At 64.5% G+C, this 11,410-nt stretch carries 10 protein-coding genes; 3 read left to right on the forward strand and 7 right to left on the reverse strand.

Features of this window, described 5'->3' with window-relative positions; genetic code table 11:
- Positions 1-157: 157 nt before the first annotated feature.
- The 3 genes from WBF69_RS02490 to WBF69_RS02500 all read right to left on the reverse strand — a co-directional run bounded on the left by WBF69_RS02490 (position 158) and on the right by WBF69_RS02500 (position 2,292).
- Positions 158-781, reverse strand: coding sequence for a DNA-3-methyladenine glycosylase (locus tag WBF69_RS02490; RefSeq protein ID WP_424260887.1), 624 nt, complete (start codon positions 779-781; stop codon positions 158-160).
- Positions 782-786: 5 nt separating this feature from the next.
- Positions 787-1,827, reverse strand: a complete 1,041-nt coding sequence (locus WBF69_RS02495) for an adenosine deaminase (RefSeq protein WP_424260889.1) — start codon at positions 1,825-1,827, stop codon at positions 787-789.
- 84 nt (positions 1,828-1,911) lie between these two features.
- Complete coding sequence (locus WBF69_RS02500) at positions 1,912-2,292, reverse strand: DUF423 domain-containing protein (RefSeq protein WP_424260891.1); 381 nt, start codon at positions 2,290-2,292, stop codon at positions 1,912-1,914.
- Between the two features lie 111 nt (positions 2,293-2,403).
- Here WBF69_RS02500 and WBF69_RS02505 point away from each other — a divergent pair, with 111 nt between their 5' ends.
- From WBF69_RS02505 to WBF69_RS02515, 3 genes are all read left to right on the forward strand, one after another.
- On the forward strand, positions 2,404-4,047 hold the full coding sequence (locus WBF69_RS02505) for an acyl-CoA dehydrogenase family protein (protein WP_424260893.1): 1,644 nt from the start codon (positions 2,404-2,406) through the stop codon (positions 4,045-4,047).
- An 87-nt stretch (positions 4,048-4,134) separates the two neighbouring features.
- Positions 4,135-4,716 carry a thermonuclease family protein gene (locus WBF69_RS02510; protein WP_424260903.1) on the forward strand — a complete coding sequence of 194 codons (582 nt, stop codon included), beginning with the start codon at positions 4,135-4,137 and terminating at the stop codon, positions 4,714-4,716.
- Between the two features lie 2 nt (positions 4,717-4,718).
- Complete coding sequence (locus WBF69_RS02515; RefSeq protein ID WP_424260895.1) at positions 4,719-5,201, forward strand: DUF1178 family protein; 483 nt, start codon at positions 4,719-4,721, stop codon at positions 5,199-5,201.
- A 201-nt stretch (positions 5,202-5,402) separates the two neighbouring features.
- Here the strand turns inward: WBF69_RS02515 and efp are convergent, their stop codons facing one another.
- From efp to acnB, 4 genes are all read right to left on the reverse strand, one after another.
- Positions 5,403-5,960 (reverse strand): elongation factor P, encoded by a 558-nt coding sequence (gene efp / locus WBF69_RS02520; protein WP_424260897.1) that lies wholly within the window; start codon positions 5,958-5,960, stop codon positions 5,403-5,405.
- A gap of 83 nt (positions 5,961-6,043) precedes the next feature.
- Positions 6,044-7,129, reverse strand: a complete 1,086-nt coding sequence (earP, locus tag WBF69_RS02525) for an elongation factor P maturation arginine rhamnosyltransferase EarP (protein WP_424260905.1) — start codon at positions 7,127-7,129, stop codon at positions 6,044-6,046.
- 45 nt (positions 7,130-7,174) lie between these two features.
- Positions 7,175-8,377, reverse strand: a complete 1,203-nt coding sequence (locus tag WBF69_RS02530) for a DUF2863 family protein (protein WP_424260899.1) — start codon at positions 8,375-8,377, stop codon at positions 7,175-7,177.
- Positions 8,378-8,528: 151 nt separating this feature from the next.
- Positions 8,529-11,114, reverse strand: coding sequence for a bifunctional aconitate hydratase 2/2-methylisocitrate dehydratase (gene acnB, locus WBF69_RS02535; protein ID WP_424260901.1), 2,586 nt, complete (start codon positions 11,112-11,114; stop codon positions 8,529-8,531).
- Positions 11,115-11,410 lie beyond the last annotated feature (296 nt).

An 11,410-nucleotide genomic window follows, 5' to 3' on the forward strand; every position in this document is an offset into this window, starting at 1 on the left:
GGGCCGCCCCAAGGCGAAAGAGCCCCCTTGGGGGGGCAGCAAGCGGGCGATAGCCTGCGTAGCGTGGGGGCTATTTTCTTTTGCCGCCGGGCCGCCCCAAGGCGAAAGAGCCCCCTTGGGGGGCAGCAAGCGGGCGATAGCCTGCGCAGCGTGGGGGCTATTTCCTCCTCGGGCGCCGGCTGACTGCCGGATGGCCGTCGATGTGAAAACGCAGGGGTTTGTCGGCCCATTCTCCGGCGTAGTCCACACCGATCCGCGGGCTGGCGATGATGCCGGTCGGTCGGGGGGCGTCGTCCTGGGCGATCCAGCAGGCGTCACCGCACAGGTCGATGCCGTAGTGGTCCAGGGTGATATCCATCGCCTTGCACAGGCGTCCAGGGCCGTTGGTGGCGACGCTGATCCCGGACACGGGCGCCAGCGCACGCAGCAGCACGGCGGTGCCGCTGCCTTCGGGGCCCGTGACGACATTGATGCAGTGGTACATGCCGTAGATCAGATACACATAGGCATGACCTGGCGGGCCGAACATGGCGCGGGTGCGGGCGGTGCGCCCGCGGGACGTATGGGCGGCCAGATCGGTCGGCCCCAGGTAGGCTTCGACTTCCACGATGCGACCGATGCGAGGGCCATCGGGGGTGGCGTGGACCAGCAGGCGGCCCAGCAGATCCGGAGCGACGGTCAGCGCGGGGCGGTCGTAAAAGGCGCGGTCCAGGCGCCGGCATTCACCCTGAATGGCATCGCCGGGCTGGATCAGCTTATCGAGTTTGACGACGGCGGGCATGCCGTTCAGACCCTGCTGGCTGCTGCGAGCTTGTCCAGCAGGCGGGTTTTGTCGGCAGCGGGCAGAAACGACGCCTGCAGGCTGTTGGCGGCCAGGGTCACCAGCTCGTCGTGGGATAGGTCCAGCGCCTGGGCGCTAGCGACGTAGTTGTCCAACACATAGCCGCCGAAATACGCGGGGTCGTCGGCGTTGATCGTGACCAAGGCCCCGGCGCGCAGCAGGCGGGCCAGATTGTGTTCCGTCAGATCGCGTACGACGCCAAGCTTCAGGTTCGACAGCGGGCAGACGGTCAGGGGGATGCGGCGCTGGATCAGGGTCTGTAGCAGGTCGGGATCGTCGCTGCTGCGCACGCCATGATCGATGCGGGCGACCTTCAGGACTTCCAGGGCGCTGCGGACGTAGTCGGCAGGGCCTTCTTCCCCGGCGTGGGCCACCAGATGAAAGCCAAGTTCCGCGCAACGGGCGTAGATGCGGGCGAATTTTTCCGGTGGATTGCCGCGTTCAGAGGAATCCAGTCCGATGCCGACCCACAGGTCGTCGTACTGGCTGCGCAAGGGCAGGGCGGCGTCCAGGGTGGCAAAAGCGTCGTCTTCGCTGAGATGGCGCAGGAAGCTGAGCAGCAGGTAGCCGCTGATGCCCAGCGTGTCTCGCGCCTCGCGCAACGCGCGGGCCAGCCCGGCGAACACGGTCTCGATGGCAATGCCCCGGTGCGTGTGGGTTTGTGGGTCGAACATGAGTTCGACGTGCACCAGTCCATCGGCCTGGGCGCGGCGCATATAGGCCATCGTCAGATCGTAGAAATCCTGTTCCGTGATCAGGACGCTGGCGCCGGCATAGTACAGGTCCAGGAAGGATTGCAGATCGGTGAACTGGTAGGCTTGACGCACGGCGTCCACGTTGGCGTAGGGCAGTTGCACGCCATTGCGTTTGGCCAGCGAGAACATGAGTTCGGGTTCCAGCGTGCCTTCGATATGCAGGTGCAGCTCGGCCTTGGGCAGGGCGCGCAGCCAGTCGCGCAAGGGGGTGTCCGCAGAAGTATGGGGCATGTGGATTCCGGCCAAAGTTCAGAGAGAACGGAACTTCATTATAGGGAGGACCGCAGCCATCCGGTGCGGCCCGGCGCAGGGCAATCAGGAGACCGCGCCACGCCAGGCGGCCAGGGCGAGCGCCAGCCAGGACAGAATCAGCAGCAGGCCGCCGATGGGGGTGACGGCGCCCAGGGAGCGGATGCCGCTCAGGACCAGAGCGTACAGGCTGATGCTGAAAACCAGCAGGCCGGCCAGCATCAGGCCGCCGGCCCAGGCGGCGGGAGCAGGTGCGAGCCGGGACCACAGCGCGGCGATCAGCAGCAGCCCGATGCCGTGGATCACCTGGTAGTGGGCTGCCGTGCGCCAGGTCTCCAGCAGATCGGGAGCGACCAGGCGCCGCAAGCCGTGCGCGCCAAAGGCGCCGGTCGCCACACCCAGCGCCAGGACGAGCGCGCCGCACAGAATCAGAAAACGGGGGGTCATGAGGTCAGGTTCCTGGAATGGCTGAGTTTCGATTGTATCGGGAGCCTGTCCGCCGTTGAGAATCGCGGGTAGACTGGGTTGTGGAGTTACGCTTTACACGGGGGTTCTGGCATGGATGTTCAAGATCTTTTATCGGGGACGCACCAGGTGGAAAACCAGGCGCCCGATCTGCCGGACTGTAATTTGTTTCTGACCGATGCGGTCTTGATGCAGGGAGTGCGGCGCGAAGGCGCCCAAGCTCACGAGGCCGATCTGGAATCCTGGGGGCAGCGTCTGGGGCAGTCCGATCTGGCGCGGCTGGCGGCGGATGTGAATAGCGCTGGCCCAGTCCTGCGGGCCTTTGATCGCACCGGGCATCGGATCGATGTCGTGGATTTCCATCCTGGCTGGGGCGAATTTCTGTCGCTGGCCTTTGCCCAAGGCATGCATAGCAGCGCCTGGATCGCGCCGGCGGACGGCGCCCATGTGGCCCGGGCGGCGCACTATTTGATGCATGGTCAGGTCGAAGCCGGTTCTCTGTGCCCCATCACCATGACCAGTGCCGCCATTCCTCTACTGGCCCGCGAACCCTGGTTCGCTGAGCTGCAGCCCAGGCTGGCCGACCGCCGCTACGACGCGCGCGATCTGCCGGTGGCGGACAAGCACGCCATGATGATCGGCATGGGCATGACGGAAAAGCAGGGGGGCTCGGATCTGCGCAGCAACACCAGCTGGGCGGAATCCGCCGGCGACGGCTGGTTTCGCCTGACCGGGCACAAATGGTTCTTTTCCTCGCCGACGTCCGATGCCCACCTGATGCTGGCGCGTGACGGCGATGCGTATTCCTGCTTCTACGTGCCGCGCTGGCTGGATGCAGATCGGCGCAATGGCATCCATATTCAGCGTCTGAAGGACAAGCTCGGCAACCGTTCCAACGCCAGCGCCGAGGTCGAATTCGCCGGGGCGATGGGTCGACGTGTGGGCGAGGCGGGGCGCGGCATCGCCACCTTGGTGGAAATGGCGTCTTATACGCGCATGGACTGTGTGCTGGGCAGCGCCGCCTTGCTGCGCCGAGCCGTCGTTCAGGCCGTTCACCACGCCCGCCATCGCCGGGCGTTTGGTCGCCGCCTGATCGAACAGCCCTTGATGCGCCAGGTGCTGGCGGACTTGGCCTTGGAAAGCGAGGCCGCCACGACGCTGGCCCTGCGTCTGGCGCGGGCCTTCGATCATCCGGAAAATGCGACGGAACAGGTTCTGCGCCGCATTCTGACTCCGGCAGCCAAATTCTGGGTCTGCAAGCGCACCATCGAGGTCGCCGCCGAATGCATGGAGGTCTGGGGCGGCAATGGCTATATAGAAGACGGCCCGATGGCGCGGCTCTACCGCGAGGCCCCCGTCAATTCCATCTGGGAAGGCTCGGGCAATGTCATGTGTCTGGACGTCTTGCGGGCGGCCCAGCAGTCGGTCGAACCTCTGGCCCAAGCCATCGATGCGCTGGCCCGTGCGCATGCGGGTGAATCCGCCATGCGCGCGACGGCGGATCGCCTGCAACGCAATCTGCAGCTGGATGCCGGATCGCAGCCGGTGCAGGCGCGGCAGATCGCCCAGGATCTGGTCCTGCTGGTACAGGCGGACTTGATGCTGCGTCATGCGCCGGAAGCGGTATCGCGAGTATTCGTCGATAGCCGGCTGGCGGGCGGCGGCGGACGCGTGTTTGGGGCGCAGACCTTGGATCTGGCGTCCGACATCCTGCTGCAGCGGGCCTGGCCGGACTGACGCGGGACACGTGGTTTGCCCAGGCTCCAGTACAATGATCCATCCAGGCTGCCGGTTGTCGCAGCCTGTTTCTTTATCTTGACGCCTGTGCCGAGCTTCTTCGCCTTTTCTCGCCGCTGTCTGTTGTCGTTGCTGTTGGCCTGCGCCGTCAGCCTGCCGCTGGCGCCCGGCGCCTCGGCAGCCGGGACCTACGCGCTGTCGGGGCGTGTCGTCCAGGTCGCCGATGGCGATACCCTGACTTTGCTGGTGGGCCGCCAGCGACAACGCGTCCGGCTGGCCAGTATCGATGCGCCGGAAACCGGTCATGGGCGCCAGCAGCCGGGCCAACCCCACGGACAGGCATCCCGGCAGGCGCTGGCCGACCTGGTAGCGGGCAAGACTCTGACGCTGCGCTGTTACGAACAGGATCGCTATGGGCGAGAAATCTGCGATGTGCCGCTGCCGGACGGTCAGCAGGCCAGCCGCTTGATGGTCGCCGCCGGCATGGCCTGGGCCAATCGGCAGGGCGGCGGCAAATACCTGCGCGATGCCCGCCTGACGGAACTGGAACGCCAGGCACGCCAGCAGCGCCTGGGCCTGTGGCGCGATGCCAAACCGGTGCCCCCCTGGGAATGGCGCTGGAAATGCTGGCAGGCGCTTGAAACCGGACAGTCCACCCCCATTTGTTAGCCATGGCACTTAAAGTATTTGACCTCGCGTGCGAGCACGACCATGTTTTCGAAGGCTGGTTCGCCTCTCAGGAAAGCTATGACGAACAGCGGGAACAGAGCATGGTGCGCTGTCCCATCTGTCATAGCGACCAGATCACGCGTCGCGTGTCTGCGCCGCACCTGAACATCAGCCATTTGCGGCGTGACCCGACGCCTGCGAACACAGACGATCAGTCGCCGGGGCAGACGGCGGTGGCTGCCCCGTCCAGCGGCCAATTGGTGCGACTGCAGGCGGAAGTCCTGCGCCAGATTCGCAGTATCGTGCGCCAGACGGACGACGTTGGCGCCCGCTTTGCCGACGAGGCCCGCCGCATGCACAGCGGCGAAATCGAAGAACGTCCGATTCGCGGCACCGCGTCCGTCGAAGAATGCCGTGAACTGGTCGAGGATGGCATTTCGATCATGCCGATACCCGACATTCTGGATGACGACCGGCTGCAGTAGGGCCGGACACGCAGCGCTGGTTGAAAGAAAAGCCGGAGGATCTGACAATCCCCCGGCTTTTTTGCCGCCGGGCCGCCCCAAGGCAAAAGCGCCCCCTTGGGGGGCAGCAAGCAGCCGCCAGGCTGCGCAGCGTGGGGGTTTTTTCGTGGCTGCGACCGATGCGGTGATCGGCGCGACCGACATTACATCACGCGGCTGCGATTACATCACGCGGCTGCGGTATTCGTTGGTGCGCGTATCGATTTCGATCTTGTCGCCGATGTTGCAGAACAGCGGCACGGCCAGTTCGTAGCCGGTGTTGATCTTGGCGGGCTTCAGGACCTTGCCGGACGTGTCGCCCTTGACGGCGGGTTCGGTGTAGGTGATTTCGCGCACGATGATGGTGGGCAATTCCACGGAAATCGCGCGCCCTTCGTAGAAGACGACGCTGACGGTCATGCCTTCTTCCAGGTAGTTCAGCGCATCGCCCATGCTGTCGGCTTCGACTTCGTGCTGGTTGTATTCCTCGTCCATGAAGGCATACATCGGGTCGGCGAAATAGGAATAGGTGCATTCCTTGTTGTCCAGCATGACCTGTTCGAATTTTTCGTCGGCCTTGTAGACGGATTCACTGGCGCTGCCGGTCAGCAGATTCTTGAATTTCAGTTTGACGACGGCAGAGTTGCGGCCTGATTTGTTGTATTCGGCCTTTTGGACCACCAGGGGGTCGCTACCCACCATCACGACGTTGCCAACGCGCAGCTCTTGTGCAGTTTTCATATAGGTAAAACTCCGGGGTTTGACGTGCCCCGATCATCACGAACGCGTTTCGAGGCAAAGCAGAAAAATGTTAACTGTCTATTCTAACTCTTCTGACGGTGCTTCTGGCAAAAGTCCAGCAGATTTTGGGCCAGATCCGGGCTGGCCGCCAGCTCATCCGCCCAGGCGTTCGCGCGGATTTGCCAGGCGCGCCAGTTGTCCGGGGACAGGGCCTGCGTGAAGGCTTGCTGCACTGCCGCGCTGTCTTGGCGGTTCCAGGCGCGGACCAGCGCCTGGGCCGCAGTGGGCCATCGGGCGCGGTCCAGCCAGGCGTCCAGTTTGTCCAGGTGCGCGTCGGCATCCTGTCGGTAGATCTGCCAGACCAGCGGCTTGCCTGCCCACAGAGCGCGCACCAGGGAATCCTCTCCGCGCACAAAATTCAGGTCGCAGCACCATAGCAGCTCGTCAAAGCGGGCCTGCGGCACGAAGGGGATGGGCATGATGCGCAAAGCGCCCTGGTCCTGCAGGCCGGCAGGCGCTGGACCGGGAACCAGCAGCCAGGTGGGTGCGCTGTGCTGCGCCAGGGCAGAGCGCAAGCCGGCCCAGGGGGCGTCCGGGTAGCAGAACAGCAGCATGACGCGGGCGTCATCGGGCAGATCCGCGGTGGATAGACCGGTCAGCGCCTGCAGACGCTGGCGTCGGTCGTCGGCTGACGCTTTCCGTCGGCGCTCGAGCAGATCGGCCTCTCGCAGCAGTCCGCCGGTGGCTGGGGTGAAGCCAGGGAAATAGAAATATTTCGGAATCCCGTTGGCTTGCGGCGAGGGCAAGCCGTGGCAGCCTTCTACCCAGCTTTCTGCACTGAGGTATTCCAGGTTGATCCACAGGCAATCCTGCTGGGCCATTGCAGCTGCGTAGCGGGTCGGCAGCTGGCAGGCGAAGGCCTCGATCACCACGCCATGCCGGGGTGGGGATGCTTGTTCCGCGGCATCCCAGGCCCCGATCTGTATGCCGTGTGCGGTTTGCTGATCCGCGGCTGAGTCCAGGCCGGGCGCCAGTCGGGCCAGCGTGGGCAGATCGTCGACCCAGAGGCGTGCCGTCTGCCCCAGGGAAACCAATTGGCGGGCCAGACGCCAGCACACGCCCGCATCGCCGTAGTTGTCGACGACGCGGCAGAATATGTCGAAAGTCAGGGCGTTCATCTGTGATGCGCCGCGCCCGGCAGGCGCGGCGGTGAATCAGTGGAACTGCACGGGTTCCGGATCGATTTCTTCCGGCAATTCCGGGTGCTGCATTTCGCCCAGCATATTGGGAAAGTAGGGCGTGCCGCAGTCTTCGCAGAATTCCATGGCTTGCAGGCCGGGCAGGCGGCGCACGTCCTGGATACCGGATTCACGCAGCAGGGCGGCCAGGGTGTCCCAGGTGTCGACCTGGCCGTCTTCAGCAGGTTCCGGCGCCGATTCCTCGCGGCTCAGCGAAGGCCAGACACAGCCGTAGATGACGTCGTTGCTTTGGCGGGTGCAGAAGCCGATGCGGTATTCCTCGATGGCCTGCTCGCCGCAGGCGACGATGGCGGCCCGCAGATCCGTGCCGGGGATATGGGCGGCGGTTTGCAGCCAGGTGATGGCGGCCTTCAGCGTCAGCGGGCGGATGCCCTGGTCCGCCTGCCGGGTACTGGTGTAGAAGGCCTCTGGCGGCAGGTATTCGGTCAGACAACCGGTAAATAGAGAGTCGGTGATCCGTGCGCAGCCTTCGGCCCACAGGGCGGTGACCGAGGCGCGGCTGGGCAGCTGGCCGGCGGGTGCGGATTGCCATTGGAACAGCGCCTGGCCCTGGGGCACGATGGCCACACCCATCAGGAAATAGGCATCGGCCAGCAGATCTTCCGGGGTTTCAGCGGCGCGCACCGCAGGCAGTTCGCGCCGCGCCCCCAGGGCGTGCTGGGCCATGGCTTGCACCCAGCTGCGAGTCTCGCGAAATGACTGCGGCAGTTGATCGAAGCGGATCAATTCGGGCAGCAGTTGCAGGCGGGCATCGGGCATCAGAACGGCGGTGCGCATCAGCTCGTCCATCTGCTGCAGACAAGCCGCCGGCAATTTTCCGGACGGCAATTGATAGCGGGTCCAGGCCAGCAGGGGGGCGGAAATCAGCAGGGCTTCGTAGCCCTGATCCTGGTGGGTGAAGGCCAGGGATTCAGAGCGGGCCTCGGCCTGCTCGACCAGGATTTCGTACGCGGGGGAACGCTGATCCAGCAAATGGTCCAGCGCGGATTCCACGGTGTGCCCCTGGCGCGCGGCCAGCGCCTTATCCAGCGCTTCGCCCAATTGCTGCTGCCACCAGCGGTCTTCGAGCTGACTGCCGGATTGTGACAGGGCCTCGGCCAAGGCGATCAGAGCAAGCGATGTCCGGGAAAGAGAGGAAGATCGGGAGCGGGGGGGCATGAAGAACCGAGAAATGAGACGGATGCGGGAAGATTCCTAGTGTACCGCGTCTGTTCATGTCAGCCGGAGAGACGTAAAAGGCAGAAAAAAACCTCGGGCGAACCCGAGGTTTTTCAGGCGGCCCCAGCCAAGGCTGGGGCGTTCAGCAAGGTCAGGCTTCGACCGTGTTGGCCACCGTCGTGAAGTCTTCGATCTGGTCGAAGTTCATGTAGCGGTAGATGTCCGCGCTGTCCTTGGCCAGCAGGCCCATGGCTTCCAGGTATTCCTCGCGGGTGGGGATGCGACCCAGGCCCGAGCAGATCGCGGCCATTTCGGCGGAACCCAGGAATACATTGGAATTCTTACCCAGACGGTTGGGGAAGTTCCGCGTGCTGGTCGAGAACACCGTAGCGCCTTCGCGCACCTGGGCTTGATTACCCATGCACAGCGAGCAGCCCGGCATTTCCATGCGGGCGCCGGCGGTGCCGAAGGTGCCGTAGTGGCCTTCTTTGGTCAGTTCGCTGGCGTCCATCTTGGTGGGCGGGGCCACCCACAGCTTGGACGGCAGGTCGCGCTTGCCTTTCAGCAAGGTCGCGGCGGCGCGGAAGTGACCGATATTGGTCATGCAGCTGCCGATGAAGACCTCGTCGATGGCGGTGCCGGCCACGTCGGACAGCGTCTTGACGTCGTCCGGGTCGTTCGGGCAGGCCACGATGGGTTCGTGGATGTCGGCCAGGTCGATGTCGATGACGGCGGCGTATTCGGCGTCGGCATCGGGTTCGACCAGCTGCGGGTCGGCCAGCCAGGCTTCCATGTTCTTGATGCGGCGACCCAGGGTGCGGGCATCCTGATAGCCGTTGGCGATCATCCATTTCAGCAGCGTGATGTTGCTGTTCAGGTATTCGATGATCGGTTCCTTGTTCAGGCGCACCGTGCAGGCGGCGGCGGAGCGTTCAGCCGAGGCGTCGGACAGTTCGAAGGCCTGTTCGATCTTCAGGTCGGGCAGCCCTTCGATTTCCAGGATGCGACCAGAGAAGATGTTTTTCTTGCCTTGCTTTGCGACGGTCAGCAGGCCTTTTTTGATGGCGTACAGCGGGATGGCATTGACCAGATCGCGCAGCGTGACGCCGGGCTGCATTTTGCCCTTGAAGCGCACCAGCACGGATTCGGGCATGTCCAGCGGCATGACGCCGGTGGCGGCGGCAAAGGCCACCAGGCCGGACCCGGCAGGAAAGCTGATGCCGATCGGGAAGCGGGTGTGCGAGTCGCCGCCGGTGCCCACGGTGTCGGGCAGCAGCATGCGGTTCAGCCACGAGTGGATGATGCCGTCGCCTGGCCGCAGGGAGACACCGCCACGCGTGCTGATGAAGGCCGGCAGTTCGTGATGGGTCTTGACGTCCACGGGCTTGGGATAGGCGGCGGTGTGGCAGAAGGACTGCATCACCAGATCGGCGGAAAAGCCGACGCAGGCCAGATCCTTCAGTTCGTCGCGGGTCATGGGGCCGGTGGTGTCCTGGCTGCCGACCGAGGTCATGCGCGGTTCGCAGTAGGTGCCAGGGCGCACACCCTGGCCTTCGGGCAGGCCGCAGGCGCGACCGACCAGTTTCTGCGCCAGGGAATAGCCCTTGCCGGTGTCGGCGGGGGAGTCGGGCAGGCGGAACAGCGTCGTGGGCGGCAGACCAAGAGAGACGCGGGCCTTGGCCGTCAGGCCGCGACCGATGATCAGCGGAATACGACCGCCGGCGCGGACTTCGTCCAGCAGCACGTCGGATTTCAACTGGAATTCCGAAATCACCTGGCCGTTTTTCAGGGCCTTGCCTTCGTAGGGGCGCAGTTCGATGACGTCGCCCATGTTCATGGCGGAGACGTCCAGTTCGATGGGCAGCGCGCCGGAATCTTCCATGGTGTTGTAGAAGATCGGGGCGATCTTGCTGCCCAGGCAGACGCCGCCGAAGCGCTTGTTGGGCACGAAGGGGATGTCTTCGCCGGTATGCCAGATGACGGAGTTGGTCGCCGATTTGCGCGAGGACCCGGTGCCCACCACGTCGCCCACGTAGGCGACCAGATGGCCCTTGGCCTTGAGTTCGTTCAGCAGCTTGATCGGGCCGACCTGGCCGGCGGCGTCGGGCGTGATGCCGTCGCGCGGGTTCTTCAGCATGGCCAGCGCGTGCAGCGGGATGTCCGGACGGCTCCAGGCGTCGGGCGCGGGCGACAGATCGTCGGTATTGGTTTCGCCCGTGACCTTGAAGACGGTCAGCGTCAGGCTTTGCGGGACTTCGGGGCGGCTGGTGAACCATTCGGCATCGGCCCAGCTTTGCAGCACGGCCTGGGCTTGAACGTTGCCGGCCTTGGCTTTTTCTTCGATGTCGTGGAAGGCGTCGAAGACCAACAGGGTCTTTTTCAGGCCTTCGGCGGCGACCGGCGCCAGATTGGCGTCGTCCAGCAGCTCGATCAGGGCGCTGATGTTGTAGCCGCCCAGCATGGTGCCCAGCAGTTCGGTGGCGTGCTTGGCGTCGATCAACGGACAGGTTTCTTTGCCCAGGGCGACAGCCGCCAGGTAGGAAGCCTTGACCTGAGCGGCGTCGTCCACCCCGGCGGGGACGCGATGCGTCAACAGGTCCAGCAGAAATTGTTCTTCGCCGGCAGGCGGGTTTTTCAGCAGTTCGATCAGATCGGCAGTCTGTTGCGCCGTCAGGGGAAGGGGTGATACGCCGATGGCTTCGCGAGCGGCGGCTTCAGTGCGGTAGGAGTCCAGCATGGAGTGATGCCCCAGGAAAGAGGGTTGGAGAACGGCCTTATTTTAAAGAAGAAGCATCGTTCAGGCAACAGTCTTATATAAGATATAAGAGTTGGTGATGTTTTGTGGGGATCTTTAGTCAGGTCATCTGCTGTTGGGCTTGGGTGGGCTGGTGGAGGGCTGACGCGCCCCAACCAGCGGCCCTCCCGTTGGTCGGGCTTCCCGGATCTGCCTCGTCCGGGTGGGCGGCCCGCGAACTCGGGTCGCTTCGCGCCCCTCAGACAGCGCGGGCCGAAACCTCCCACCCTCCCTTCGTC

Origin of the sequence: Castellaniella sp. (genome assembly GCF_049673105.1) — a bacterium.
Taxonomy (GTDB): Bacteria; Pseudomonadota; Gammaproteobacteria; order Burkholderiales; family Burkholderiaceae_B; genus Castellaniella.

Bases quoted from the DNA above. Each gene is read 5' to 3' on its own strand.
- WBF69_RS02500 (WP_424260891.1), bottom strand. From the start codon at position 2,292: ATGACCCCCCGTTTTCTGATTCTGTGCGGCGCGCTCGTCCTGGCGCTG.
- WBF69_RS02505 (WP_424260893.1), top strand. From the start codon at position 2,404: ATGGATGTTCAAGATCTTTTATCGGGGACGCACCAGGTGGAAAACCAG.
- WBF69_RS02490 (WP_424260887.1), bottom strand. From the start codon at position 781: ATGCCCGCCGTCGTCAAACTCGATAAGCTGATCCAGCCCGGCGATGCC.
- acnB (WP_424260901.1), bottom strand. From the start codon at position 11,114: ATGCTGGACTCCTACCGCACTGAAGCCGCCGCTCGCGAAGCCATCGGC.
- WBF69_RS02530 (WP_424260899.1), bottom strand. From the start codon at position 8,377: ATGCCCCCCCGCTCCCGATCTTCCTCTCTTTCCCGGACATCGCTTGCT.
- WBF69_RS02495 (WP_424260889.1), bottom strand. From the start codon at position 1,827: ATGCCCCATACTTCTGCGGACACCCCCTTGCGCGACTGGCTGCGCGCC.
- efp (WP_424260897.1), bottom strand. From the start codon at position 5,960: ATGAAAACTGCACAAGAGCTGCGCGTTGGCAACGTCGTGATGGTGGGT.
- WBF69_RS02515 (WP_424260895.1), top strand. From the start codon at position 4,719: ATGGCACTTAAAGTATTTGACCTCGCGTGCGAGCACGACCATGTTTTC.